Origin of the sequence: Leptospira brenneri (genome assembly GCF_002812125.1) — a bacterium.
In the GTDB taxonomy this organism is placed as follows: Bacteria; Spirochaetota; Leptospiria; order Leptospirales; family Leptospiraceae; genus Leptospira_A; species Leptospira_A brenneri.
On the sequence record NZ_NPDQ01000004.1, the window covers coordinates 97,482 to 122,965 of the forward strand.

Sequence of the window (25,484 nt, forward strand, 5' to 3'; positions counted from 1 at the left end):
TGACCAGCTGGTTAATATCTTTGAGTCTACTTAGTTTCCCCATTTTTGCGGAATCTGATTTTGAAGAGGACGTAAAACGGATGCAACTTTCCCAATGGGAAAATGGCAATACCATTCCAGATTTGCTCCAGGCTGGAAATGGTCCGAAAAAACTACGACTCACCATTTCACAAGCCATTGAGCAAGTCATTGAAAACAATACCATTGTTCAAAATGCAAAACTGGAGATTGTCAAAGCGGACAGTCCCGAATGGAAAAACGAATCCAAATATACTTGGAAAGCCTTGGCCAGTGTCCAGTCCTACAAACAGTTTTTTCCAGAAAACAGGAACAACATCTTTGCCGGAACAATTCGTTCCCAAGATAAAATCTCTGCTGGAATTGAAAAACAGTTCAAAACGGGAACTTATTTCAAAACAGAAATCAGTTCGGTTCGTTATGACGTAAACGCTTTCGAAGACCCTGCATCCCAGGCTGGATTTGGAAGTTTACTGGCAGCTCCTCCGATGTATACCGGTGCGCTTTCTGCTACCTTGTCCCAAGAATTACTCAAATACGGTTTTGGTAAAAACGAAGAAGATAAAGAAAAACTTTTAAAGAACCAAACTTTACTCGTTCGCGAAAACTATATTAATATCCTAACTCAACTTGTGGTGAAAATTCTTGTCGACTACTGGTCTCTCAGTATTGTCGATTCACGAATTGCTACTTATGAAAAAGTTTCGAAAAACACAGAAGAAATCCGCCGTCTAACTTTACGTAAAACTTCGCTGGGACTATCCGAAGGATTTGAAGTCAACCAGTGGAACCAAGCTTATTTAAGAACTCAATCTCTTCTTGAAAAAGCAAAAGTAGATCGGATAGAAGCAGAAAGGAATTTGGTGCGAATTCTGAATGTGGATACTGGCTCATCCATTGAGGGAGTTACTGATCTCAGTGAAACTTTACCTACAGAGATCAATCTTAAAGCAGACAAAGAGTATGCACTTTCCAGAAGAACAGATTACCTGATCTTAAAACGGGAAAGAGAAATTGCAAAACTTGCTTTGAATACAGCACTTGCGGAAGATGATCCTTCATTACTTGCTACCTTTTCTTATAGTACAATTGGTCAAAACTTCATTTCACCACAGGACAATTTTATTGCTCGTCAAAGAGGAATTACTTCTTTCAATCACCCACAAATCCTAGCGGAATTGAAAATGTCTTATCCTCTTTGGGATTTAGGAATCAAAGCGGGAATCCGTGATGCGGAAACCAATCTAAAAGCAAACGAATTAAAAATCCAAGACTTGGAACAAGAAATCACTCAGGAAATTGACAATCGTTACGAAGCATTAATTTCAAGCCATGCTCTCCTAAAAGATTTGATGAAAACAAAAAAGGAAACGGAAGTTTTTTACAATGGCCTTATGGAACGATTTCGCCAAGGTCGTTATACTGCCGTTAACGTAAAAAATGCTCTTGATAGTTTGGCAAATGCGGAACTTGGGGTGACTCAAGCTAAAATCAATTTTAATATTAATTTAGTTCGTTATGAGTTGGCAAAGAATTCTCTTTTCGAAAAATATGGACTCGATCTCTATTCCATTTTGGATGAAGTCGAAAAGAGAGCCAAGTTAGAATCTGACAAGTTATGAATCTAGTTCCAACAACCAGAAAAGAGGAAATGGTTCGGTACAGACGAACCTTCCATCAGTTCCCGGAACTCAAATATGAGGAAAGGGAAACTGCCTCTTTTGTTAAAGCCCATTTGGAATCCTTGGGTTTTCAGGTAGAATCTGGGATTGCAGAAACAGGACTTGTTGCTCTTTTTGATTCGGGTCTTCCCGGAAAAACTGTCCTTATCAGAGCTGATATGGATGCCCTCCCCATCCATGAAGAAAATACACACGAATACAAAAGTAAAACTCCCGGCAAGATGCATGCCTGTGGGCATGATGGGCATACTAGCATTCTTATGGCTCTTTCTTCGGAACTAAAAACTTCCTTTTCAGAATTTGTCCCCAAAGGACGGGTTCTACTCTGTTTCCAACCGGCAGAAGAAGGTGGTTCCGGTGCTGACAGAATGATTGCTTCAGGGATTTTGGAAAGATACCAAGTTGATTCTGTTTTTGCCCTCCATGTCTGGAACCATATTGATCTAGGCAAAGTGGGAGTTGTGAACGGAACCATGATGGCCTCCGTAGATGAATTTAAAATCACGGTAAGAGGAACCTCCGGTCATGGAGCCATTCCCCAACATACAGTAGATCCAATCGTTGTCGGTTCTCATTTAGTCACAGCTTTACAAACCCTTGTTTCCCGTAATGTAGACCCGCTGGAACCTTGTGTGGTGACTGTCGGGTCTTTTCATTCCGGAAATGCTTTCAATGTCATTCCAGAAACGGCAACCCTTCATGGCACGGTAAGAACCTATTCCAAATCGGTTTACGAAATGATTCCCAAACGAATGGAAACTTTGGTAAACCAAGTGGCAGGCGGGTTTGGAGCCAAAGTAGACTTCGAATACAACCGCATTGACAAACCCACGATCAACAACCCTGCCATGGCTGATATCGTCAGAACAGCAGCAAAAACGGTTCTCGGCGAAAATTGTCTGACAGACGAAAACACAAGGACCATGGGCGGGGAAGATTTTTCTGCCTTTTTAATGGAAAGGCCAGGTTGTTATTTTTTCATCGGTTCTAGAAACGAGGCCAAAGGATTTGTCCATTCACACCATAGTTCTTTTTTTGATTTCGACGAAGATGCCCTCCCCATTGGCCTTGCCGTCATGAAAGAAGTCATCAGAACCTACCTTTTAAATTAAAAATTAAAAAATATATCTTGCCTGATTCTCAGCCCAACCTATTGGTTAGATATCTAACTAATTTTGAGGATTTATATGATTTCTTTCGAACAAATAGACGGGATCGGTTTTATCCGATTGGGGATCAACGACAAGAACAGTTTTTCTAGTGAATCGTTTTTGGAATTAAAAAAGGCGATCCAAGCCGCTAAGGAATCAAATTCCAAAGCCATTGTTTTAAAAAGTGATTCACCTGGCACTTTTTCGCTAGGACTTGACTTAGCGACTGTTTGTAAGATGGATATGTCAAAGGACCTTGTTCCCTTTTTGAATCTATTCTTTGAAAATTTAAAAGAACTGTATACAATCCCCGTTCCTACGATTGCAGAAATTTCTGGTCACGCTCTTGGGTATGGGGCTATGCTTGCTCTTGTCTGTGATTACCGCTATGTAACTGAGGATATTCGATTTGGATTACCTGAAGTCAAAATTGGAATTCAAGTTCCTTCTTTTATTTTTGCCCTCCTGGGAGAAGCGATTGGATACGATGCTGCAAAACGCCATGTCCTTCTTGGTGATGCATTTAAAGCCAAAGAAATGCCAAATTTGTTTGAAGAAATTGGTAATACAGAAGAAGAGATGAAGAAAAAATCTAAATCACTCCAAACAAAACTTAAAAAAAATTCTTTGTCGGCGATGAAAGATACGAAATCAGGAATTCTAAACGTTCAAAAAAACATTTTGTCACTGATCGAATCAGATATTAATCTCACAGTTGTAAGTATCCAATCGAAAGACGCACAGGAAGGAATCACAGCTTCTGTAGAAGTAAGAAGACCTGTTTTTACTTCTTAAGAAAAAATTCTAGATTAGTTTTCTTTTTTCCGGATGTGTTTATAAATTTGATCGAGGATAGGATACAAAATGTCCTCGTTTTCTTTTGAGATCCCCCAAGTTTGCAACGAAAGAAGTTTTGCTGAAATCGTAACAATCTTCTTTCGTATTTTTTTCCCATCTTTTGATAATAACAAAGCCCACTCCCTTCCGTCACTTGGCGAAGGATTTCTTTCCACGAGTCCTTCTTTGACCAATCGGTTCACAAGGACAGTGCAAGTGGGTTTTGTTTTTTCAATGGTTTTCGCCACTTGAGTCATATTGATAGGAACAGTGCTACGAAGTAAAAAAGTCAAAATTTCAAAATGAGAGGTTGTGAGACCGGGGTATCCTAACTTTTCCATTTCAACTCGAACAATTTCTGCAATTTCAGAACTGATGCGATCAAAATAACGAACCGATCGGAAACGTTTGGGAAGTTCTCTAGACATAAATTACGGGTAAATTCAAACTAAAAGGAGATTAGGCTTTTAAGGCCTCAATCTCTGAAATTTCTTTTGGAATGGATTCGGTTAAGTTAATGGGAGTTTTTCCATGGATCAAAATATCGTCTTCAATTCGAATTCCAATCCCTCTAAATTCTTTAGGAATTGAATCATCTGTTGGATCAAAATACAATCCAGGTTCCACAGTTACCACCTGACCGTCTTTCAGTGGTCTTGACTTGCCCTCTAGGAAATAACGCCCCACATCATGAACGTCCATTCCGAGGTAATGTCCTGTTCTATGCATATAAAACTTTCGATACGTCCCTTTTTCTATGATCTCATCCAAACTACCTTTTAAAAAACCCATTTCACGTAAGCAATCACTTAAGAAGCGAACTGTCTTTTCATGGACTTCGTTAAAGGGTGTTCCCGCTACAGAGCTTCTAATCGCATTCTTTTGGGAATACAAAACAATTTCATAAATTGTCTTTTGGGCTTCGGTAAATTTTTTCCCCACAGGAAAAACACGAGTCACATCGGCTGTATAATAATTCCACTCAGCTCCTGAATCCACAAGAACCAAATCCCCATCTTTTAGTACATCATCATTACTAACATAGTGTAAGATGCAGGCATTCTTTCCAGCGGCAACAATATGACCATAACCTCCACCGATGGATCCGTATTTGAGATATTCCTGGTCAAGGAGAGCCTCTAATTCATATTCAAACATTCCCGGTTTACTTTCTCGCATAATGCGCAAGTGACCCATCTTGGTGATTTCCGCGGCATTTTTCAAAAGGGAAATTTCTTCTTTGGATTTAATTAATCTTTCTTCATGTAAGAAGTTGGGTTGTTCAATACGGGCAGGGCCAAACTTACCTTCTCGAGCCCGTTCTGAAAGATTCCGACATTCCGTAATGAGTTCGCGGTCACGATCTGGATTTTCTCCGAAAAAATAATATAAGGTATGATTTCCAAGAAGGAGATTGGGTCTTTCTTTTTCCCAATCAGAGAGGTCATAAGAAAAATTAAGCCCAAGCATGGATTTGATTTTCTCTTTTCCAAGTCGAATCCCTGTCCAAATTTCTTTTTCTTTATCCTTTGGTAAACAGAACATCCTGGATACTTCATTCGTGAGAACAAGGATAGAATCTTCTTCTGTAATTCCTGTTAAATAATAAAAATCTGAATTTTGACGGAACTTATACTCTACATCTCGGTTTCTAATTTTATGGCTCGCAGCAAAAATTAAAAAAACCTCTCCTTTCTTTAGTTTCTTTTGGATATTTGTAATTCGACTACGATATAACTTTGTATTGTAATCTTTTGTTTTTTTATCAGGTAACTTCATTCGTAATGACTTCCTCTAAGGCCTCAAAGATCCGCACCGGGTTTTGGTCCATCATACAACGAAAATGTCCTTCGGGACAAATTCTTCCCCCATGGATTCCGCAAGGCCTACAATTTAGACCTTGTACCTCCATGATTTTATGTCGATCAGAAAGACTTCCATAACCGAAGGCAGGAATGGTAGCCCCATAAAGCATGACGGTAGGTGTATTAAAAGCAGAAGCAAAATGGATGGGGCTTGAGTCATTGGAGATAATGGCTTTTGCATTTCGAATCCAAACCATTAATTCTTTTAAATTTGTTTTTCCGACAAGAGAAAGAAGGCGATCCCGATCCCGGAGTTGTAGTGGTTCTGTTTTCATCAGCCGAAAGATGGTATTTTCAATTTCCAAATCAGCCTTACTTCCAATGAGAATGACTGTTTCTTTTCGTTTGCGAAGGATTTGAGTGATCACACTGACAAATTTTTCCTCTGGCATCCGTTTGGTTTCCCAAAGTGAGGATGGGGCGATGAGAATATAACCTTCCTCGTTTGCTAAGATTCTTTTTTTTTGGGTAAGGAAAGAATTTTCTTCGGTCTCTCCGGGAAATAAATAAGGTCTTCTCTCTCTCCCTTTTGGAAAATCATATTCATCGAACAAAAGGGAAAAAAGTTTTTCTACTTCATGAGGACCTTGTTTTGGTCTTTGTACTGTCTTTGTATGTAAAAACGAAAAACCTGATTCCTTATATCCAATCCGAATAGGAGCTCGGGTCAGATAAGAAAGTAAACTCGATCGAAAGGAAAAATGGGCAGAATATACTTTATTAAAAGATTCTTTCTTTAATAAACCTGCGAAATGTAAAAAAGCAAACGGATTCTTTTTAATCCGTTTTTTATCTAGAGACCAAACCTTAGTTATATCAGGGTTATGATCCAAAACAGATTCCGTACCTGCATTCACAAGCACATGGACTTCTGCTCCAGGATGTTCCGTTTTTACCGCATGGAAAAACGAAGTGGATAGGATCAGGTCACCTAAAAAAGCAGTTTGGATGATCAGTATTTTTTCGGGCATCAGTCTCTTTCTAATATCGACACAAAGTTGTTTGTAGCAAGTCCACCTATACTTTGCGCTACTGCCAACCGCTTTTCAGGCCACATTTCAAAGAACCGACAAAGTTCTACAATTTGTGCAAGGCCCGAAGCACCCACTGGATGGCCTCTGGATTTTAAACCTCCAGAGGAATTGATCGGGATTTTTCCCTTGGGATGGGTAAGACCAGCCTTCACTTGGAATAAGGCCTCTCCCCGTTTGAAAAAACCGGCATCTTCTGCTCCTACAAGCTCAAAAGGAGTGAAGGCATCGTGTAATTCTGCAAAATCAATGTCACCTGGGCCAACTCCCGCTTCCGTATATGCCTTTTCAAAGGCAATGCGATTGGCAAGAAAACTAGGCTCTGCAGAAGATAAAAAAGGAGCTGTTCCCGAACCCATCCCTTTTACAGAAATTGTACTCGGATCTTTGGATAGAATGAGAGCCGCAGAACCATCTGAAAGTGGTGAGATATCATACAAACCTAGAGGGCTTGCGATCATGGTTTGGGATTTGTAATCTTCCCAAGTTAGATTTTTTTTAATATGTGCTTTTGGATTTTGGAGACCATTGTCATGTAACTTTTTTGAAATTGCATACAAGTCGTCTGGTTTATAACCATAATCAGTCAAATACTTGCGAGTGATCATGGCCCCTCCTTGCGCCATAGACATTCCTAGTGCCCTTTGAGAATCTGATAAAACAGAACCTAACAATAAATTACTCTCTTCTCTATTTAACTGAGACATGAGTTCAGTCGCAATCACAAGACCGTGGTCGTATCTTCCACTGAGAATCAAATTCACTCCCAATTGAAAGGCAGCAGCACCAGAAGACGATGCTGTTTCCATTCTTATGGAATAAACATCACGAATCCCAAGTAAACTAGGAAGTTTTGCAGATAAGTGGTATTCTTTGTTATAAGAGTCAGGCGAAAAACTAGCGTAAATGATGAACTGAATTTTGTGAGATTGAAACTCATGTACAGATTGTTTTGCGGTCACAAAGGATAAATCGAGTTGAGATCCATTGTGTTTTCCGAATACACTCAATGATGGATTGTGAATGTAAACTTTCTTCATTGGAATATAGTTTAAGCTTGCCTATTCTATGAAAACCAATTATCTTTCCAATTAAAGAGAGAAAATGAGGCTACCCATATGAAGGGAAAGAAAGAAGTAATCGACATTTTAGCAGAAGTTTTAGCGGCTGAACTCACAGCCATCAACCAGTATTTCATTCATGCAAAAGTCTGCAAAAACTGGGGATATTTAGAACTTGCAGAATACCTCAGAAAAGAGTCGATCGAAGAGATGAAACATGCAGATGAAATCATTGAAAGAATTCTCTTTTTTGATGGAACTCCTGATTTACAAAAGTATCTCAAAATCAACGTCGGACAAACTGTTCCGGAGATGTTGGATCATGACTTACAATTAGAGTACAATGCGGTAGAAAGACTCAACAGGGGAATTGATATCTGCGTTGCGGCAAAGGACAACGGAACTCGGGAACTTTTAGAAAAGATCCTCGTTTCTGAAGAAGAACATATCGACTGGATTGAAACTCAAAAATCTATTATCGATTCGATCAGCCTACCAAACTACTTGGCTCAAAAATTAGGAGACTCGGAATAAAACCTACTCACCCAACTTACCATGCCATTTGCGGAGAGGGACTTTCTCCGCTTTTGGAATCCGAATTAAAATCGTTTCATCTCAAAATTAACAGTTCAAACCGAGGTGGAGTTTTTTTTTCCGGAAAAAAAGAAGATGTCATTCAATTTTCCGTTCATACTAAGTTTGCTTCCAGAATCAACTTACAGTTATTACATGACAATGCAGATGATTATGATGAGTTTTATGCCAAAGCAAGTGAACTCCCTTGGGAAAAATACATTGGCCCCGAGGTCAGTTTTCGAATTGATGCAGAAACCAAAGACAAACTAAAAAATTCTGAATTTACCATGCACCGTATGAAAGATGCTGTGCTTGATAGACTTCGTAGTAAAAAAGTTCCACTTCCCGAAATTGAAAAACGAATGGCTGATGTCACGATAGTTGTGAGATCTCATACAGACCGGTTTAGTATCGAAATTTCTCTTTCAGGAGATCCGGTGGGAAGACGAGGGTATCGACTGTTTGCTGGAAATGCACCGGTTCGGGAACCCATTGCTCAGGCCATGCTTGAACTCTCTGGTTGGAAAGAGGGAAATACACTTGTCGATCCCATGTGCGGATCGGGAACCATTCTCATTGAAGCTGCACTGAGAGAACGTTTGTATGGAGAAATCAATCGATTTCTATTTGCAGAATCTCCTGTTTTCCAAATTCTATTTCCCACTTATGTTTTCTCAGAACGAAAACGGGAAAAACCAGCCTCACCTCATCTATTTGGGTTTGATGTAGATCCAGAAGCGGTTCGCATAGCAAAAGAAAATGCTTATGAGGCCGGTGTTGAAGATTTCGTTCAATTTGAAGTTGGCAATTGTTTGGATCTAAAAAATAAATTTGGTTCCCAAGGCCATGTGGTTACCAATCCACCTTATGGAGACCGAATTGGAAAACCGATGGATGACTTACGAGAGATGTATTTTCAGTTTGGAAAAGTCATCAAAAATGAATTTGGTGGCTGGAAGTTTACAGTTCTTTCTGGCGATTTTTCTCTTCTCGGTAAATTTGGTCTAAAAGAAAATGCTCATTTAAGTTTGAAACACGCAAACCTAAAAGCAAAAATTGTCGATTATGAAATCCGAGGGGGGAAATGAATTCCAAAGACGTACTCAGCAGAGTCTTTGAAATCACTAGGGATCCTAGAGATGGTCTTCTTTTCTTAAAGGAATTCCAATCACTTTCCCCGGAATCGTTTGCGATTCTCTACGCGGACACGGAAACTATTTTTGAAAGTTCTGAGGCTCTGTTTTCTGACTTAAAACTCCTCTACCAACTAGATCTTTTTCCTTTTGTTGTTTTAGAGGTAGATAGTTTTCAATACCTAAAACTATTTTTTCCCATCGAACAAACAAACTTGGAAGGAGAAAGAAGCCTAGGTTTTTCTTATCAGGTTGTCGATCGTAACAAACCACTGAAAGAAGCAGTAACAGAAAGTATCCGCCAAAAAAAAATCCCCATTTTACTTTGGGAAGATGAATCAGAAAAACTTTCCGCACTATTAGATCGTTGTCGTTCCATTCTTCATTCTTCGAAGGTAATTTACGTTTCCATCGATGGCCCACTAAAGGATTCCCATACGGGTAAGGTGAAATCCATTTTACAACGGGATATTCATCTTTCTCTACCAGATGGAATTGCTCTTTCTAGATCCCAAACGGAGTTCATCCAACTTTCAGAAGATTTGTTGTCAAAAATTGAAGATCCAAAATTTAGTATTGTCATTACATCTCCGTTTACCCTACTCACCGAATTATTTACAGTGAAAGGAAGTGGAACTCTTGTTAAGCGAAAAAACAAAATCAAGGTCTGTCATTCAGTAGATGAAGTAGATATGAAACGAGTGTTTCGGCTCATTGAAGAATCCTTTGGTAAACCACTAAAACCAGAGTTCTACCAAACCAAATTTGATGTTTTGTTTCTCGAAGAATCGTATAGAGCCTGTGCTTGGATGCAAAAAACAGAACATGGTTATCTCCTCTCTAAATTTGCAGTCAATGGAGTGGCAAGGGGTGCTGGTGTAGGTCGTGATATCTGGGACCAAATTTTAGAACATTGCCGTCCCTTATTTTGGAGAAGTAAACCGGACAATAATATCAACAAATGGTATATGTCAGTAGCACAAGGAATTGAAAAAGATGAAAGTTGGTATTATTATTGGTTGGGTTTAGACCAGTCTCTCATTCCTGTCACGATCCAAACCTTAAAATCCCAAGCCGAAGATTTTTTCCCAAAATAAGATTTTAAAAATGATACCTACGGATCAAATTTTAATTTATGATGGAGATTGTAAATTTTGTACTCGCATAGCAAAGTTAATGCGAGAAAAAACAAAAAACCAGATTTCCATTTTATCCTATCATAACCTTTCGGAAAGTGATTTAAAGTCCATTCACTACAAACTTACAAAAGAACTATGTGCGGGAGAAGTTCAGTGGATTGAAAATGGAAAACGTTATCCAGGTTTTTTTGCAGTTAGACAAATTCTATGGAAAATGGACAGATACAGATACATAAATATTCTATTGTATCTGCCCCTAATCCCATTTCTTGGAATGGCAGTAATGTATGGCTTAAAACGATTCAGAACTAAACTAAACTAAGCGGTTCTTTGTCTAACCGAGTGAGCCCAGTATAAAAGTCTTCTCGGGCTGCTAGAGCAAGTAAATTCCCCTCGATGACTTGGTCTTGTGTCTCTTTTGTTTTGGCAGTTTCCTCAATCAGTTCAAACATTCTCTGACTGTGGCCTTCATCAGCATCTAAATTTACTTGAAAAAACTTCCCTTCCGGTAAAGCCATCTCTGTTTTTAACTTTTTGTAAGCACTTGCAATTTGAGAATATTCTAATTTTAATAGGTATTCGTTGGCTGGACCCAAGGCTCCGAGTCCATAGAAAAAACCTTTTTCGATGATCGTTTCCATTTTATCTAAATAGGTTTTGGTTTCCGGTAAAAGATTGTGACCTGAAAAATCGAAATTTAACTTTGTCAAAAATTCAATTAGAATGGAAACATGAGTGTCTTCAATTTTCCCTTCTCCCAACTCTCCCCAGATATTTTCGACTAATACAATTTTAGCATTTTGGTCTCTAGTTTTTGCTGCGACACGCAAAAACCAATCCACAAAGCCAATGGAAACAAAATATTCCTGGCTCAGCCATAGAATCAGGTCATTAAAACTCATAGAAATATTACGTTCTAATAACCATTGCGATCTAAGGACGGGATGGTTTTCCACATCCGATTTTAAGATTTTCACTAAACTCATAGGTTTCGATCCTTTGCATATTGATAACGATTATGATTTTGGTATTCTTCAAATCCTAAATCCAAACAATAGTTTAGAAGTTCAGAATAAGTTTTTCCTGTTTTTTCCCATAACAATGGCAAGGTGGAGTATATATTGGAAAATCCAGGCGTAGCGTTTGCTTCTAAAAAATAAGGAAGATTTTTTTCCAATTTAAAATCCAAACGAATGTATCCCGAACTCCCCAAAAGTTCTGCCACCTTTATTGAATATTTTTCCAAAGTATCAGACAACTCTTTCGGAACAGAAAAATCCAAAGATTCCACAAAACTTTCTTTAGATTTAACAATATCACTGTACACAATTCCTGGGTAATCTACAAATGCAATAGGACTTACTTGATATTTTCCCCTATTGCCAAAAACCCCAACGGTTAATTCTTTGCCGGAAAGATAGGTTTCTAAAAGTAAATTTTCATATTTTTCTAAAAGTTCTGAAGTTGTTTCTTTCCAATCCTTCTCTGAATGAATGAGGTTTTTTTCACTAATGCCAAGACTCGATCCTTCTCCATTTGGTTTTACGAATAAAGGAAAATGGTCTGTTGGCAAGAGACCGGACTGATCCACTAGCCAAAAATCTGCAGTCGGAATTCCAAAAGATTTTAGGAAAACTTTCGTTTTGTATTTATCTAAAGTCAGAGTCTGAACCACCGCAGAACTTCCTGTATGAGGCACTGCCAAATATTCGCATAACGCTGGTATGTAGGCTTCGCGGTTTGGGGAATGGTATCCCTCTATTAAATTCCAAACGATCCAGTTTTTCCTTTCGGAAATCGGAATGGAAGACAAAACAGAACTGATCTCGGAAGGATGGGAAAGAATTGCCACATCATATCCTAAATCTTGAATGATTTTTTCCATATTTTGAATGGTCTCTTCCGATTCCCATTCCTGGCAAAGTTCGGGAGTTTTAGGATCATAGACATCACAAGCAAGGATGACGGTGCCTTTCATAATCCGAGTTTCTCCCAGTCATCATCACTCAAAGCTGGATAATAAGATTCTTTGTTTGAATCTACCGGTTCAAAAGAAAGATGGATTTTTTTAGTTACCGCAGAGCGGAAAGCATGTTGGCGTGTTTTGGGATAATAACCCAAATACCAGTTAGGTGCGATGGTGATTTTACCGCCACCACCAGGAAGGTCATTTACAAATTGAGGGATCCCCATTCCCCCAATTTTTCCTCTCATATATTCTATAATTTCAATCCCTCGAGCAAGAGGGGTTCGAAATCCTCTCGAACCTGGAATGAGTTCAGGATCATATAAATAATAGGCACGAACTCGCATCTCTAACAATTTTTTGTGAAGAGTGAGCATGGTCTCTTCATCATCATTAATTCCTTTTAAGAGGACGGTCTGGTTACCAACAGAAACACCGACTTTTAATAAACGAAGAATGGCTTCTTTAGATTCTTTTGTACATTCTTTTGGATGATTGAATTGAGTATTACAAAAAATGGATAATCCATCATCATTATAGGTTTCAATGATTTTGCAGACTGAATCCGTAATCCGAAATGGTAAGGTGACAGGATTTCTTGTACCTAACCGACAAATTTTCACGTGCGGGATGGAATGAAGTTCGGAAAGAATCCATTCCAATCTAGAATCTGCTAGATTCAGCGGATCACCACCACTGATCACAACATCTTCAATTTCTGAGTGGTTTCGAATGTATTCAAATGCCTTTTCTAAATCCCCCTTTTCCATTCGTTCTTCACTAGAAGAAACCTTACGACCACGCATACAGTGACGGCAATACACACTACAGGAATGATTGGAAAAAAGTAGTACCCGGTTCGGATACATATGGGTAAGTCCGCGAACAGGACTTAGGCGTTCTTCATCCAAAGGATCTGCACTTTCTTCAAAAGAAAGTACAGCTTCTTCCGATCTGGGCACAATCATCTTTCGGATGGGACAATTCGGGTCACTAGGGTCTGACAATGAAAGATAATAAGGAGTTGTGGAAACATGCAGACGGATGGTCTCACGAATTCCCATTTCTTCAGATTCTGTAAGTAAGAAATACCGCGAAAGGTCTTCTCCTTTGACTCGGTTTTGTAATTGAGAGGTTGGATCCGTCCAATTTGTCCGAGAATATAACTCTTCTCGCGCCCGAAGAACTTCTGATAAACTGTTTTGCACGAGCATAAGTTCCAATTCCTTACTTGCCAAGAGACCGCTAAATACTTTTCTGGTGGTAATGCAAGAAAACCGCCTGGGGGAAATCCGCATGGTCGCCTTCGATGTCGATGGGACCTTATTTTCCTCAGAATCCATAATCTTTAAGACGTATGTGCAGGCAATCGAAGAGTTTGCTGGCAAGACGGGAAAAATCGCGTCCTTACCGAGTCATGACCGGATTATGAATGAGATTGGAAAACCTGTGCGAACTATTTTTGCCAACCTTTTTCCCGAATTGCCCGAATCAGAAAGGGATACAATTTCAGCTAGAGTTTTGGACCTTCTTTGTGATGCCATTCGGAGTGGCGGTGGTGACTTCTATGCAGGAGTGGGATCTACCATTCATTATCTAAAAGAAAAAGGTTATACCATTACCTGTGCTTCCAACGGAAGAAAGCCATATATAGAAACTGTTTTAGAAACGGCTGGAGTATTACAATACTTTGAACCAATTGTTGTCATCAACCAAGACACCATTCATACGAAAGGAGAAATTCTGGCAGAGTATGTTCGGAAGTACAATTTAGACCCAAAAGCAATCGCTATGATCGGAGACCGATTTAGTGACTGGGAAGCTGCCAAAGAAAACGGATGCCCTTTTGGATTTTGCACTTATGGGCACGGAGTTCCTGGAGAGATTCCAGATTTTCATTGGAAATTTGACGATTTACCAACTTTAAAAGAATTTTTTTAAAATCCCTTTTTCTCCCTTCTCCGACATTATTAGTGTGGCGGTACTACCCCAAATCCAAGAAGATAAATGGAAATCTTTACGCTATTTACTTGGCGGGATTTTTCTTGTACTAGTTCTCATTGAAAAGTCGATGGGATTCGATCCAAAAACCGCAGGAAATTTCATTCCCAAACAAGGCTTTCGAAACATCGGAAAGACCCAAGAAAAACCAAAATTTGCGGAACCTTCTGATCCATTTACAAAAGAAACTTGGGAAGATGATTTAAATTGGGAAGAAGAAGTTCTCACCCAAACCTTTCCCGATTCAGAACCCAAACGAAAAAACAAAACCAAACTCGTGGATGAAACGATCCCTGAGATTACCTTGCCAGAAGATCGATTTCCTGGCGCCGGCAAACGCCTGCAAGCGGATGCAGGTTACTTACCTGTTTATTTTTTGAAATTTTATGGAACTGGAAAAAATAGCCAATCCCAACTAGTAAAACTGGTTCGTGAGTTTCCGGGAGGGGATCCCATCCCTTTTCTATTCCAAGAATTGACCAAAGGTCCTAATGCAGAGGAAAAATCAAAAGGTGTGCTCTCCGCGCTGACGAAACGCGTCCGAATGGAACCTAACTACCGATTGGAAAATGGAATCCTTCACGTTTCCGTTTCGGAAGACATTAGTTATGGTGGAAGTATGGAAATCCTAAAAGATAGATTGGATCAAATTACCTTTACGATGGTCGGAAATTTTGGAATCAAAGGGGTGATTCTTTATTCCAACGGGGAAAGGATTCGCACCTTAGGAAGTGACGGACTAACCATTCCAGAAGTCCTTGCCAAATCCCAAAGAAAGGTAATCATTTTCTAGTCCAGTAAATGGTTTACAGATCCTAAATTTTCTGTATTCTAAGGTCTGGTTTCTTCATGCGTAGGCATACATTCAAAAGATATTTTTTTGTATTTCGTAAAATGTTTTTACGAACCTACCATCCTAGTTTCACGGCTACAAATATTTCGGATATAGGCTCATCCTTACAGATTTTCAGTGTAATGACTGCTGTGACCTCCATCATATCTTTACTTTTTGTGGATTCTCTTGTTCGGACCAAGGAAGCCAGTTTTTGGATCGCCTTCTTTCGAATTTCCTCTCTTGGCATTTGTTTCATTGTTTATCTCTTTGGGAAAAAGAAAGTCCGATTCTTCCAGAAACATATCTATGGAATTACAAGCCTAGTTTTGATTGGGCTCATTTTACTTTATATTCCCATGATGGTCTATGACAATCCAAACCATGCTTACTATTTGTTTGGTTCGGCCATCGTCATTGCCAGTGCTTCTATCCTTTTGTGGATTGAACCATTTCGAATTCTATTATTATCCACTTTATATATTTCTGTTTTTATCCCATTACATTTAAACTTTTCACGGATCCAAGGGTTTGATCGTTTTTTCTTCTACCAAGATGTTCTCATTGTTTCTTTTCTTTTAGCATTTGGATTTGTCGCCAACCTTCTCATCAACTACTGGCGGTTCGAAGAATACCGAGTGAAAGCAAGGTTAAGAGTCACTGTTGGCAAACTACTTAGGATCAACCAAAAGATCGAAGATTTGTCAAGGGTTGATTCGATGACGGAACTTTTCAATAGACGGCATTTATTGGAACAGTTCGACCTTTATAAAAAGAGATCAAACCGAGAAGGTTTTATCATCGGGCTTGTCATTTTGGACTTGGATCGTTTAAAAACAATTAACGACAAATATGGTCACAAACAAGGTGACCTAGCCATCCAGGCTTTTGCTAAAACAGTGAGGTCAAGAACGAGAATCACAGACATAGCAGCGCGAATTGGAGGGGATGAGTTTTGTTTACTGGTTTCTCCCATTGACAAAGAAGGATTACAGATCTTAACCGAATCCATTCGCGAGAAATTGGAGCACTTACAAATTCCGATCCACAACCAACCGGGAGAATCAATCACACTCACGGTCTCCATCGGAGCCACTCTCTTTCGCCCCGAAGACGACCCTAGTTTCGACGAACTCTACCACAAAATCGATACAGCCCTCTACACCTCAAAAAATGAGGGAAGAAATCGCATTACCCTCATCGAATCTTAAAAAAAATGATCGACAATTTTTTGGAAAATCGATAGTGTTGAAATTGAGACTGATTCTCAGTTTATGTCCATTACGGATAAGGTGTAAAATTTCGAAAGATGGGGACTAACCCCCCATCTTTTTTTTTGCCCATTTGCCCGCGTAGGTAGACTTTCACGGAAAGAAAAGTTTAGAGGGAATCCGCTACCACCTGATTGCACTCGTAATCATCTTCATAGAGCAGATTCCTTCGAATGGGCCGAAACCCACCTTCAGATAAAAACTTTCTCGCTTCTTTTTCTGTTTTGAGACCAAAAGATCTGAGTACATTCTCTTCAATCACAACCGAAGAAATGTCGTCTGCACCAGAATACAAAGCCAGTTGCCCCACTCCTTTTCCGAGAACCATCACAGATGTTTCTATATGTTTGATATTGTCCAAAAAGATACGGCAGATTCCCAGAACCTTTAAGTATTCATGGGTAGGAACCGGTCTCACTTTGAACCTCTTGGTTTGGGGTTGGAAAGTCCATGGGATAAAAGATAAAAATCCGCCAGTGCGATCCTGAAGGTCTCGAACAACAGATAAATGCTCAATGACTTCTTCCTTAGTTTCTTCCGATCCAAATACGACATTTGCGGAACCAAGAAGCCCCACCTCATGGCAAGTCTCCATGGCATGCACCCATTCAGAAACAGTGGCTTTCTTAGGAGAAATGATTTGGCGCATCCTTTCCGTTAAGATTTCAGCACCAGCACCCGGAACGGAATCAAGACCGGCTTCTTTTAAAATAAGAAGCACTTCTTTCAGTGGTTTTCCTGTGATCTTTTCCAAATTGATCACTTCAACAGGAGAAAAAGCACGAATGTGCATTTTGGGGTATTTGGCTTTTACAGTTCGGATCACATCTAAATAATATTCAAAAGGAAGATTGGGATAGACCCCGCCTTGGAGGAACATTTGGTCGGCACCTTCTTCCACAGCGTAATCCATTTTTTGAAGGATCTCTTCTTTGGAGAGAACATAACCCTTTCCATTTCCGATCTCATCCATAAAAGAGCAAAAACTACATTCCACATTGCAATAGTTCGTATAATTCACAACCCGGAACATAGTGTAACTGGCTTCCGTATGTGGTCTTATTTTTTCCCGAAGGAACCGGGCCACCATTTGGATCTTTAAAAAATCACCATCGTTGTAGAGGGTCAGAGCTTCCTCCGGAGAAATGCGTTTGCCCTCTGCCGCACGCAATAGAATGGCATCACTGGGGTCTTTCGGGCTAAATGAAAACGAGTCTAAGTTCATGTGGTCTCTCTACCTACTTGGACAGGAAATCTGCTAATAGATCCCTGTAAAAACCGAATTTTCCTGGACATTCATTTTTCTATACAAATCCTAGGAAATACCAAACACCTTAAGGGCATAAACATAAATGGATATCGGAAGAATACTCTTTCACCTATTATTCACAGCTTTTTTCGTCGTGGCAAACATTGTGTTTGTTCGCGCCATCCTTTATCGGCTCGGACTGATCTTCAATGGTCGTCCTGCTTTCTTCAATGAAGATGCAAAAAAGAACCTAAATATCGGATTCCGTTTAAAGAGTTTTCTTATAAACGTCGTCCTCCAAAAGAAAAACTTCAGAGAACCAGTACGTGGAATCATGCACGCGTTCGTTTTCTACGGATTCCTTGTGTATACCATCCACACAACAAGCCAAATGGTTGCCGGTGTGTTTGGTTATGTCATGGATGATCCTTACAAATTTGCACTTCCTGAATTTCTTTTAGGGGAAGCTGCTAATCATATTTATGAACAAGCTGTAAATTATGTTTCCATCCTTGTACTCACCGGTCTTGGTTTTTTCGCTTGGAGACGTTGGATCAAAAAAGCAAAGGGTCTTGATGTTCACTCTCCAGCTTCTGCGGTTGTGATCAGTATGATTGCCACTCTTATGGTAACCACCTTACTTGGTAATGGTGCAAAGACAGTTGCGGCAACTTACTTCACTCATGCGGGACTGATTGACGGAGCTATCGGAAGTCTTTGGGAAGCCATTGGTGTTTCCAACTCTTCAGCAGATATCGTTTTCCAAATTATGTGGTGGGGCCATATCATCACTGTGTTCTCGTTTATGTTGTATGTTCCTACATCAAAACACGCTCACTTAATTTTTGCTCCGTTTAACTACTTCCTTGCAACAGACACTCCTAAAGGTCAACTTTCCAAACTCAATTTAGATGATGAAAATGCGGTTTGGGGATCCAACCGAGTGGAAGATTTCCCTTGGCCCAACCTACTCGACGGTATGTCTTGTATTGAATGTGGTCGTTGCCAAGTGGAATGTCCTGCGAACCGTACAGGAAAAGTTTTAAATCCAAAAGCTATCATTGTAGAACTCAAACACCAAATGTTGGAAAAAATGCCTGAGGTTGCGGCAGCACGCGCAGGAAAAACTCCTGAAGAAGGTGCAGAAGCAGTTGCTGCCTTAGAGACTGGTGTGATCAATTCACATGAGGGTTTGAGTGAAGAAGCTCTTTGGGGATGTACTACTTGTTATGCGTGCGTTGAAGCATGCCCAGTAGGAAACAACCAAGTAAATGCCATCATTGAAATGCGCCGTCACTTAGTTCTTGCGGAATCTAAAATGAGTCCAGAACTTCAAAAAGCATTCACAAACATGGAAAACAATTCCAATCCATGGGGTGTGGGAGCGCATACAAGAGCAGACTGGGCAGAAGGTCTTGGTGTAAAAGTTCTTTCAGAAGCAGAAGACAAAAACGTAGACGTACTCTATTGGGTAGGTTGTGCGGGTGCTTTTGATGAAAGAAACAAAAAGATCTCTCGTGACTTTGTTAAAATCATGCAAAAAGCTGATGTGAACTTTGGTATCCTTGGAACTGAAGAAGGATGTTCGGGAGACTCGGCTCGCCGTGGTGGTAACGAATATCTCTACCAAACATTGGCACAAACTAACGTGGACACAATCAACGGTTACGGAATTAAAAAAATCGTAACTGCTTGCCCGCACTGCTACAACACAATCAAAAACGAATATCCACAATTTGGTGGAAACTTCGAAGTCATCCACCACTCCGAATACATCAACCAACTTTCAAAAGATGGTAAAATTGATGTAAAAGTTGCGGATGATGCGAACACAGGAAAGTATACTTACCACGACTCTTGTTACATCGGTCGTTATAATAACAATTATGACAACCCTCGTGATGTTGTAAAAAAAGTATCCGGTGGAAAAATCGAAGAAGCTGTAGACCATCACTCCAAAGGACTTTGTTGTGGTGCTGGTGGAGCTCAGTACTGGATGGAAGAACATGTGGATGAATCCAACCCAGAAAGTATCCGTGTGAATAGCAAACGTACAGGACAACTTCTTGATACAGGTGCTACAACCATCGCTACTGCTTGTCCATTCTGTATCACTATGATTACAGATGGTGTCAAAGCTGCAGAGAAAATTGATTCCGTAAAAGTAAAAGACATTGCGGAACTTGTAGCCGAGAATATCGACTAACAAGGATTGGTTTGAGGAAATATGAAGATTTTTAATTTCCTCAAACAATTTTCTTTTTTTTGTAATAGAAGGTGGGATCAATTACCCACCTTCTCCTTTACAAACCTTTCTCTTTCGAAATTAAATTTTTATCTTATTTTTTTTATTACCTTTTTTAACCTAACACCTCTTATATCAGAATCCAAACAAATCATTCAGCCACCAGAAGGTGATGGAATCACGATTGTTGTGGAAAAAGGGCAAACCTTAAGTATCATCTCTAAAACTTATTTGGACGATCCAAGGAAGTGGAAGGAGCTGCTGAAATCCAACCAAATCGACAATCCCAATCTGATCATTCCCGGGATGAAACTTTGGATTCCTAAAAGTTTAGGAAAAAAACCGCTAGCTGATATTCAGAGGTATAGTGGAAAAACAGAGGTATTAAAAGTCTCCCAAAAACAAGCGGTTTGGTCAGGGGCAAGTGTTGGAGAAGGCCTTTATGCAAAAGACGAAGTAAGAACTTTTAAAGATTCAGAAGCACAATTTCTTTTTCTATCAGGCTCTAAGTTTGAGATCACCGAAAATAGCCATGTGATTATGGAAAAGGGAAAATCCGATACAGAACCCGATGAACTTTATCTTCGAAAGGGTCGCATTCGTTCGATCGTTCAAAAGAAACCATCTTCTAACCAGCGTATGTTTCTTCTAAAAACGGATTCGGCTGTTTCTGAAGTGAAGGGAACAGACTTTCTCACAGAAGTTGATTCTTCCGGAAATACTACTTTAAGTTGTTATGAAGGACTTGTGGCTGTAACTGCAGAAAATGTAACGGTCAATGTTTCCTCAGGATTTGCCACTTATGTAGAAAAGGGGAAACCACCTTTAAAACCATTCACACTACCGGACCCACCAAAACCAAAAGAAGAATGAAAACTTCGTTAAAAAATACGATCTACTTACTTCTATTAGTTGGTTTGAGTTTTCCAATTTTTTCAGAATCAAAAACATTAAAATTCACTTTAGATCCCGATCGAGACGATATCATTCAGTATGAATTTGAATTATGGAAAGAGCCTAACCTTGATTTAGAAATTCCATTCCGAGTTCTTTCCAATCCCGGTAAAATACAGCTTTTTATTCCAAATGGATATGAATACTTTCGTATCCGTGCTGTTGCCAAACGCCAAGTCCGTGGATTTTGGACTGACTTATATACAGTTAGTTCATTTGGAGAGTCCAAACCGAAAGAACCCACAAAAGTTCTCTCACGTAAGTCCAATACGACAGATGTCATCATTCCCATTAGGAATGATGAAGGGAAAAACAGATTCTTTCTCACCGAAAATAAAATCCAAGTAAAACCCATACTTACGCAACCGATCAAATCTTCTGTTCGCTACCGATTGAACGGTGGGCCCTGGAAAGTAACAAAGGAGCCAGAACTCAGTTTTTCTAAAGATGGGGATTATAAATTAGAATACCAAGTCACCAATGAACTAGGAGTTTCTGATACAATGCAAGTTTGGGAGTTTAGTGTGGACAATACCCCTCCCAATACAGAACTGCATTGGAAAGAATCATTGTATCAAAAAAAATCAATTCAATATCTTTCCCCTAAAAATCATTTAGAACTTCTTTCTAAGGATACGGGTTCAGGCTTAGATTCCATTCGGTTTCGTAGCACCTGTGGCCAAAATAAACAATCAGAATGGTATCTTTGGGATTCAAAAACTTCCTGGACCGGTCTAATCAACTCTTGTTCTAACGACTTGGAATTAGAAATTTCAGCGACAGATAGACTTGGAAATGAAGAAGTTCCCAAAAAAATCCAAATCAAACACCCAAAGAGAAACTAATCCATGTACTATGGTGGGAAGATACGGGAGTTATATGAACATTTTATTTATGTAATCAAAACAAGGTCTTTTCTCAAATTATTTCTCTCCATTGTTGCCTTTTTAATTTTCCCCTATTTCCTCCTCATCTCTTCAATGATCCATTCCCGGTATAGAGAGGCATTAGACTGGAATCAAAGATTCCAATTAATTCGTATCCAACTACTTGCCATTGATTTGGAAAATCAAATTCGAGAACAAATAAATTTAGACCTCACTCATAAAAAGCTTATAGGTTTTCTTCCCATATCAAAATACCCAGATATCCAAAAGGACTGTTCTCTTTCCGACAAAACCAGTGCCGATTTACAAGAGTTAACGCTTACTACCTGTTCGTGGAATTCAGAAACAAAATCATATTTCCTGATTCGGAGCGGAAATATGATTTCGATCCATTCTGCTGAATTTCTAGAAGATGCACTTTTGGACTCTCCATTTAGTGACCCTAACGAAGGATTATTCATTCTTAACGAGACTGGGGACTTTGGAATTTCAGGATTTATCGAGGATAATTTTTTAGTTTCCGAATTTTGGAAATCAGAGGTAAAGGCTTACCTCCAAACTCATTCAAATTTACCATCCCTTCACGAATCTGTAAAAGAGGATATGGAATATTTTGTAGTCAGTATGCCTATGTATGGCCTACCGATTCACCTATTCATTGTAAGTCCCAAGGATTTGGTTTTAGTTCCTATTAAAAAATCTTTAGAAAGAAATATTCTGATATTAATTTCGCTATTTGTTCTTTCCTTTCTACTTTCTACCTTTATTGCACTTCGAGAAATTGAATCCAAACAAAAACTAAAACTTCTTTTACAAGAGTATCCTCATGCTGCCGTTCTATTTGATTCAAAAGGAAAAATCCTATTGGAAAATAGTGAAATTGAGCAGAAACTTTTGATCAACGATTTATTTCGTGACCAACTATCCGTTAAAGATTGGATTAAAAAAGAAGTAGGTTTGTTTTTGGAAGGAGTTTCCAAATACCAAAACGAACAAGGTAAACTCAGGAAAGAAGAATCAGAATTCTATTCCAAAGATGGATCAGTGTATCTCCTAGAGATCACTTACCAACTTTGGTATTTGGAACAAAAGTATAAATTTGCCAGTGGAGCCCTTGTCCTAGTTCAAAACGTTACCAAAAAACGTCTCGAGTTTGAAAAGGAAATGGTTTATGCCAAGGATTTACAGAAAAAATACCTACCTAGCAGAATCACTATATTTCCTCATTTAGACTATGAAGTTTTATACAAACCTCTCATCCAAGTAGGTGGAGATTATTATGACTATATTGATCTAGGAAACAATAGATGTATATTTGCTTTAGGTGATGTGATTGGTCATGGTGTAAAAGCAGCTATGATGATGACTGTACTGAGGGTTTTATTCCATCAAATTGTTCAATCCGAATCGGATCCCAAATTAATTCTAAAGAAAATGAACGAAGGTGTGTCTGCGAATTTTCCAGATCCTTATGCCTTTGTTCCTTTCCTATTTTTGCTGTTTGATTTTAACACAATGACCGTTCAATATGGTAACGCTGGTCATCCTGGTATGTTGTATCAATCCGGAGACGAATTCCAATGTCCTGAAAAACTAAACCCTATGTTTGGAATGATCTCCTTAAGGGAACCTAAGATCTTAGAGTTTCCTATTCAAAAAGGAGATCGTTTTTTTCTCTTTACTGACGGACTAAAAGATGTGGAAAATTCGAAACATCAAAAAATTTCTGAATCTGAACTCATCCAATTCTTTTCCAGTGCTGGGACAAAACATATGTCCCTCATCAAACAAGAGTTAGAACTTAAAATCAAAGCCTATTCTGAGGGGATTCCCTTTCTAGATGATATCACCTGGATCGGGATTGAGGTTATCTAATCAATCTTCCAAAGGAGGATTGTCTAAAAGTTCAATTTCCTCATTGTTTTTATGGAAATAATTCATATCCCATTCCGTATCAAAAAGAAGAGCCATATTGCCAAATAAATCTTCCACCAAATTTGCATTTGAAGGAATTTTATTACGGTCGTCTTTTTTCACCCAGCGAGATATTCCATAAGGGAGGATGTGAATCGAAGTATCGGCACTATATTCATCTTTCAGACGACGTTGGAAAACCTCAAATTGTAATTTTCCCATAGCTCCGATGATAGGAACACCACCACCAATGGTTCTGGAAGTAAACAAATGCAAAATTCCTTCCTCCGCCAACTGATCGAGTCCCTTTTTAAAAGATTTTAGTTGTAAGGTATCCTTACACGAAATGGTTGCAAAAAGTTCCGGAGCAAAACTAGGAAGTGGGCGGAGAGGTGGAGTATTCCCTGTTGATAGAACATCTCCAATCTTATAGGTTCCTGGATTAACAAGACCAATGATATCACCGGGATAAGCAGTATCTACCGTGTTACGATCCTGACCAAAAAACGCAAAACTAGATGAAAGTTTAACAGGTTTGTCTAAACGATTATGGTTTACGTTTAACCCGCGTTCGAAGACCCCAGAACAGATTCGAAGAAAAGCAATTCGGTCGCGATGCGCTTTGTTCATATTGGCTTGAACTTTAAAAACGAAAGCACTAAAAGGGGCATTGATTGGATCTAAATAATTCCCATCACGAAGCGGAATATGATCTGGACCTGGTGCCAGTTCTAAAAATTTATTTAGAAAAAGTTCAATTCCAAAATTATTCACCGCAGAACCAAAGTAAACCGGTGTTTCTTTTCCTAGTAAAAAAGAATTTTTATCCACCTTCCCAATTCCATTTTCCACTAAATCAATTTGTTCACGAAACGCGGAGACAATTTCCGAATCAAACTGTTCATCGAGACTTGGATCATTTGGGCCTGCCATCCTAGAAGCTGCTTTTTGTTTTCCACCAGGAGTTCTGTCAAATAAATACAACTGCTGGTCACGAAGGTCATACACACCCTTAAAATCAAAACCCGTTCCGAGCGGCCATACATCCGGAACTGCTTTGATTCCTAAAACCTTTTCGATTTCATCCAAAAGTGCATACAAATCTTTGGTTGGCCTATCCATCTTATTGATGAAAGTGATGATGGGAATTCCCCGGTCGCGACAAACACGGAAAAGTTTGATGGTTTGTGGTTCGACTCCCTTTCCTGCATCCAGAACCATCACCGCCGTATCAGCCGCCATCAGCGTGCGGTATGTATCTTCCGAAAAGTCTTCGTGACCTGGGGTATCTAGAAGATTTAGAATGTTATTTTTATACTCAAATTGAAGAGCTGCAGACGTGATCGAAATCCCTCTTTCCTTTTCCATGGCCATCCAATCCGAAGTAGCAGACTTCCCTTCTTTTTTGGCTTTTACAGCTCCTGCCAACTGAATGGCACCTCCATAGAGGAGTAATTTTTCAGTCAGTGTGGTCTTTCCCGCATCGGGATGGGCAATGATGGCAAAAGTCTTTCGACGAAGGACTTCGCGTTCTATAAGTTCAGGAGACATAACCTAAATTCCATGTTGTCTAAAATTGGGATTCTGTCGAGAATAAAGAGAAAACCCGGTTCCGAATCCCAAGGAAGGGGTTGACTTGCAAATTATGTCCCATTAGATTGGGGATGGAGGG

23 protein-coding genes are annotated in these 25,484 nt (G+C 39.3%); 14 read left to right on the plus strand and 9 right to left on the minus strand.

The genetic code is table 11. The annotated features are described in order from the left end of the window. Positions 1-80 precede the first annotated feature (80 nt). The 3 genes from CH361_RS09590 (at position 81) to CH361_RS09600 (ending at position 3,646) form a co-directional block, all read left to right on the plus strand. Positions 81-1,640 carry a TolC family protein gene (locus tag CH361_RS09590; protein ID WP_100790945.1) on the plus strand — a complete coding sequence of 520 codons (1,560 nt, stop codon included), beginning with the start codon at positions 81-83 and terminating at the stop codon, positions 1,638-1,640. Then, complete coding sequence (locus CH361_RS09595) at positions 1,637-2,812, plus strand: M20 metallopeptidase family protein (protein ID WP_100790622.1); 1,176 nt, start codon at positions 1,637-1,639, stop codon at positions 2,810-2,812. Before CH361_RS09590 ends, CH361_RS09595 begins: the two co-directional genes overlap by 4 nt. Before the next feature lie 75 nt (positions 2,813-2,887). Beyond that, positions 2,888-3,646 (plus strand): enoyl-CoA hydratase/isomerase family protein, encoded by a 759-nt coding sequence (locus tag CH361_RS09600; protein ID WP_100790623.1) that lies wholly within the window; start codon positions 2,888-2,890, stop codon positions 3,644-3,646. Between the two features lie 14 nt (positions 3,647-3,660). On the opposite strand, the gene CH361_RS09605 is transcribed toward CH361_RS09600, so the two are convergent. From CH361_RS09605 to CH361_RS09620, 4 genes are read right to left on the minus strand one after another with little or no spacing between them, the layout of a single operon-like run. Next, the gene (locus CH361_RS09605; protein WP_100790624.1) at positions 3,661-4,116 is read right to left on the minus strand and encodes a MarR family winged helix-turn-helix transcriptional regulator; all 456 of its coding nucleotides are present in this window, start codon (positions 4,114-4,116) and stop codon (positions 3,661-3,663) included. A gap of 31 nt (positions 4,117-4,147) precedes the next feature. Next, positions 4,148-5,467, minus strand: coding sequence for an aminopeptidase P N-terminal domain-containing protein (locus tag CH361_RS09610; protein ID WP_100790625.1), 1,320 nt, complete (start codon positions 5,465-5,467; stop codon positions 4,148-4,150). After that, on the minus strand, positions 5,454-6,524 hold the full coding sequence (gene waaF / locus CH361_RS09615; protein WP_100790626.1) for a lipopolysaccharide heptosyltransferase II: 1,071 nt from the start codon (positions 6,522-6,524) through the stop codon (positions 5,454-5,456). Before waaF ends, CH361_RS09610 begins: the two co-directional genes overlap by 14 nt. After that, a complete protein-coding gene (locus tag CH361_RS09620; RefSeq protein WP_100790627.1) occupies positions 6,524-7,624 on the minus strand; it encodes a thiolase family protein in 1,101 nt (366 codons plus the stop codon). The genes waaF and CH361_RS09620 overlap by 1 nt, the downstream gene beginning before the upstream one ends. Before the next feature lie 78 nt (positions 7,625-7,702). Here CH361_RS09620 and bfr point away from each other — a divergent pair, with 78 nt between their 5' ends. Genes bfr through CH361_RS09640 form a run of 4 tightly spaced genes read left to right on the plus strand, consistent with a single transcriptional unit; the run spans position 7,703 to position 10,815 of the window. Further along, a complete protein-coding gene (gene bfr, locus CH361_RS09625; RefSeq protein WP_100717537.1) occupies positions 7,703-8,179 on the plus strand; it encodes a bacterioferritin in 477 nt (158 codons plus the stop codon). Between the two features lie 26 nt (positions 8,180-8,205). Further along, positions 8,206-9,309, plus strand: coding sequence for a THUMP domain-containing class I SAM-dependent RNA methyltransferase (locus CH361_RS09630; protein ID WP_425268678.1), 1,104 nt, complete (start codon positions 8,206-8,208; stop codon positions 9,307-9,309). Beyond that, on the plus strand, positions 9,306-10,451 hold the full coding sequence (locus CH361_RS09635; RefSeq protein WP_100790629.1) for a hypothetical protein: 1,146 nt from the start codon (positions 9,306-9,308) through the stop codon (positions 10,449-10,451). The genes CH361_RS09630 and CH361_RS09635 overlap by 4 nt, the downstream gene beginning before the upstream one ends. A 10-nt stretch (positions 10,452-10,461) precedes the next feature. Next, complete coding sequence (locus tag CH361_RS09640; protein WP_100790630.1) at positions 10,462-10,815, plus strand: thiol-disulfide oxidoreductase DCC family protein; 354 nt, start codon at positions 10,462-10,464, stop codon at positions 10,813-10,815. Here the strand turns inward: CH361_RS09640 and CH361_RS09645 are convergent. From CH361_RS09645 to CH361_RS09655, 3 genes are read right to left on the minus strand one after another with little or no spacing between them, the layout of a single operon-like run. Then, complete coding sequence (locus CH361_RS09645; protein WP_100790631.1) at positions 10,802-11,479, minus strand: iron-containing redox enzyme family protein; 678 nt, start codon at positions 11,477-11,479, stop codon at positions 10,802-10,804. The genes CH361_RS09640 and CH361_RS09645 overlap by 14 nt on opposite strands. Beyond that, a complete protein-coding gene (locus CH361_RS09650) occupies positions 11,476-12,471 on the minus strand; it encodes a D-alanine--D-alanine ligase family protein (protein ID WP_100790632.1) in 996 nt (331 codons plus the stop codon). Before CH361_RS09650 ends, CH361_RS09645 begins: the two co-directional genes overlap by 4 nt. Further along, positions 12,468-13,673, minus strand: coding sequence for a KamA family radical SAM protein (locus CH361_RS09655; protein WP_100790633.1), 1,206 nt, complete (start codon positions 13,671-13,673; stop codon positions 12,468-12,470). The genes CH361_RS09650 and CH361_RS09655 overlap by 4 nt, the downstream gene beginning before the upstream one ends. An 82-nt stretch (positions 13,674-13,755) precedes the next feature. Here CH361_RS09655 and CH361_RS09660 point away from each other — a divergent pair, with 82 nt between their 5' ends. The 3 genes from CH361_RS09660 to CH361_RS09670 all read left to right on the plus strand — a co-directional run bounded on the left by CH361_RS09660 (position 13,756) and on the right by CH361_RS09670 (position 16,503). Beyond that, on the plus strand, positions 13,756-14,400 hold the full coding sequence (locus CH361_RS09660; protein ID WP_244279779.1) for an HAD family hydrolase: 645 nt from the start codon (positions 13,756-13,758) through the stop codon (positions 14,398-14,400). A gap of 34 nt (positions 14,401-14,434) precedes the next feature. Further along, the gene (locus tag CH361_RS09665; protein ID WP_100790635.1) at positions 14,435-15,253 is read left to right on the plus strand and encodes a GerMN domain-containing protein; all 819 of its coding nucleotides are present in this window, start codon (positions 14,435-14,437) and stop codon (positions 15,251-15,253) included. 101 nt (positions 15,254-15,354) lie between these two features. Further along, positions 15,355-16,503, plus strand: a complete 1,149-nt coding sequence (locus tag CH361_RS09670) for a GGDEF domain-containing protein (RefSeq protein WP_244279781.1) — start codon at positions 15,355-15,357, stop codon at positions 16,501-16,503. Between the two features lie 169 nt (positions 16,504-16,672). On the opposite strand, the gene mqnC is transcribed toward CH361_RS09670, so the two are convergent. Beyond that, positions 16,673-17,788: a cyclic dehypoxanthinyl futalosine synthase gene (mqnC, locus tag CH361_RS09675; protein ID WP_100790637.1), complete on the minus strand. Its 1,116-nt coding sequence runs from the start codon at positions 17,786-17,788 to the stop codon at positions 16,673-16,675. Between the two features lie 127 nt (positions 17,789-17,915). Between mqnC and CH361_RS09680 the strand changes: the two genes are divergently transcribed. The 4 genes from CH361_RS09680 to CH361_RS09695 are packed head-to-tail and all read left to right on the plus strand — an operon-like array spanning position 17,916 to position 23,773. Continuing rightward, a complete protein-coding gene (locus CH361_RS09680; RefSeq protein ID WP_100790638.1) occupies positions 17,916-20,018 on the plus strand; it encodes a (Fe-S)-binding protein in 2,103 nt (700 codons plus the stop codon). Positions 20,019-20,039: 21 nt separating this feature from the next. Continuing rightward, positions 20,040-20,930 carry a FecR family protein gene (locus CH361_RS09685; RefSeq protein WP_100790639.1) on the plus strand — a complete coding sequence of 297 codons (891 nt, stop codon included), beginning with the start codon at positions 20,040-20,042 and terminating at the stop codon, positions 20,928-20,930. Next, positions 20,927-21,856 carry an LBF_2017 N-terminal domain-containing protein gene (locus CH361_RS09690; protein ID WP_100790640.1) on the plus strand — a complete coding sequence of 310 codons (930 nt, stop codon included), beginning with the start codon at positions 20,927-20,929 and terminating at the stop codon, positions 21,854-21,856. Before CH361_RS09685 ends, CH361_RS09690 begins: the two co-directional genes overlap by 4 nt. Positions 21,857-21,859: 3 nt before the next feature. Continuing rightward, complete coding sequence (locus CH361_RS09695; RefSeq protein WP_100790641.1) at positions 21,860-23,773, plus strand: PP2C family protein-serine/threonine phosphatase; 1,914 nt, start codon at positions 21,860-21,862, stop codon at positions 23,771-23,773. Here the strand turns inward: CH361_RS09695 and CH361_RS09700 are convergent, their stop codons facing one another. Then, on the minus strand, positions 23,774-25,363 hold the full coding sequence (locus CH361_RS09700; protein ID WP_100790642.1) for a peptide chain release factor 3: 1,590 nt from the start codon (positions 25,361-25,363) through the stop codon (positions 23,774-23,776). Between the last annotated feature and the right edge of the window lie 121 nt (positions 25,364-25,484).

What these genes read in the sequence shown, in the direction of transcription:
- CH361_RS09590 (WP_100790945.1), top strand. Translation starts at nt 81, where the DNA reads ATGCAACTTTCCCAATGGGAAAATGGCAATACCATTCCAGATTTGCTC.
- CH361_RS09595 (WP_100790622.1), top strand. Translation starts at nt 1,637, where the DNA reads ATGAATCTAGTTCCAACAACCAGAAAAGAGGAAATGGTTCGGTACAGA.
- CH361_RS09600 (WP_100790623.1), top strand. Translation starts at nt 2,888, where the DNA reads ATGATTTCTTTCGAACAAATAGACGGGATCGGTTTTATCCGATTGGGG.
- CH361_RS09605 (WP_100790624.1), bottom strand. Translation starts at nt 4,116, where the DNA reads ATGTCTAGAGAACTTCCCAAACGTTTCCGATCGGTTCGTTATTTTGAT.
- CH361_RS09610 (WP_100790625.1), bottom strand. Translation starts at nt 5,467, where the DNA reads ATGAAGTTACCTGATAAAAAAACAAAAGATTACAATACAAAGTTATAT.
- waaF (WP_100790626.1), bottom strand. Translation starts at nt 6,524, where the DNA reads ATGCCCGAAAAAATACTGATCATCCAAACTGCTTTTTTAGGTGACCTG.
- CH361_RS09620 (WP_100790627.1), bottom strand. Translation starts at nt 7,624, where the DNA reads ATGAAGAAAGTTTACATTCACAATCCATCATTGAGTGTATTCGGAAAA.
- bfr (WP_100717537.1), top strand. Translation starts at nt 7,703, where the DNA reads ATGAAGGGAAAGAAAGAAGTAATCGACATTTTAGCAGAAGTTTTAGCG.
- CH361_RS09635 (WP_100790629.1), top strand. Translation starts at nt 9,306, where the DNA reads ATGAATTCCAAAGACGTACTCAGCAGAGTCTTTGAAATCACTAGGGAT.
- CH361_RS09640 (WP_100790630.1), top strand. Translation starts at nt 10,462, where the DNA reads ATGATACCTACGGATCAAATTTTAATTTATGATGGAGATTGTAAATTT.
- CH361_RS09645 (WP_100790631.1), bottom strand. Translation starts at nt 11,479, where the DNA reads ATGAGTTTAGTGAAAATCTTAAAATCGGATGTGGAAAACCATCCCGTC.
- CH361_RS09650 (WP_100790632.1), bottom strand. Translation starts at nt 12,471, where the DNA reads ATGAAAGGCACCGTCATCCTTGCTTGTGATGTCTATGATCCTAAAACT.
- CH361_RS09655 (WP_100790633.1), bottom strand. Translation starts at nt 13,673, where the DNA reads ATGCTCGTGCAAAACAGTTTATCAGAAGTTCTTCGGGCGCGAGAAGAG.
- CH361_RS09660 (WP_244279779.1), top strand. Translation starts at nt 13,756, where the DNA reads ATGGTCGCCTTCGATGTCGATGGGACCTTATTTTCCTCAGAATCCATA.
- CH361_RS09670 (WP_244279781.1), top strand. Translation starts at nt 15,355, where the DNA reads ATGTTTTTACGAACCTACCATCCTAGTTTCACGGCTACAAATATTTCG.
- mqnC (WP_100790637.1), bottom strand. Translation starts at nt 17,788, where the DNA reads ATGAACTTAGACTCGTTTTCATTTAGCCCGAAAGACCCCAGTGATGCC.
- CH361_RS09680 (WP_100790638.1), top strand. Translation starts at nt 17,916, where the DNA reads ATGGATATCGGAAGAATACTCTTTCACCTATTATTCACAGCTTTTTTC.
- CH361_RS09685 (WP_100790639.1), top strand. Translation starts at nt 20,040, where the DNA reads ATGAAGATTTTTAATTTCCTCAAACAATTTTCTTTTTTTTGTAATAGA.
- CH361_RS09690 (WP_100790640.1), top strand. Translation starts at nt 20,927, where the DNA reads ATGAAAACTTCGTTAAAAAATACGATCTACTTACTTCTATTAGTTGGT.
- CH361_RS09695 (WP_100790641.1), top strand. Translation starts at nt 21,860, where the DNA reads ATGTACTATGGTGGGAAGATACGGGAGTTATATGAACATTTTATTTAT.
- CH361_RS09700 (WP_100790642.1), bottom strand. Translation starts at nt 25,363, where the DNA reads ATGTCTCCTGAACTTATAGAACGCGAAGTCCTTCGTCGAAAGACTTTT.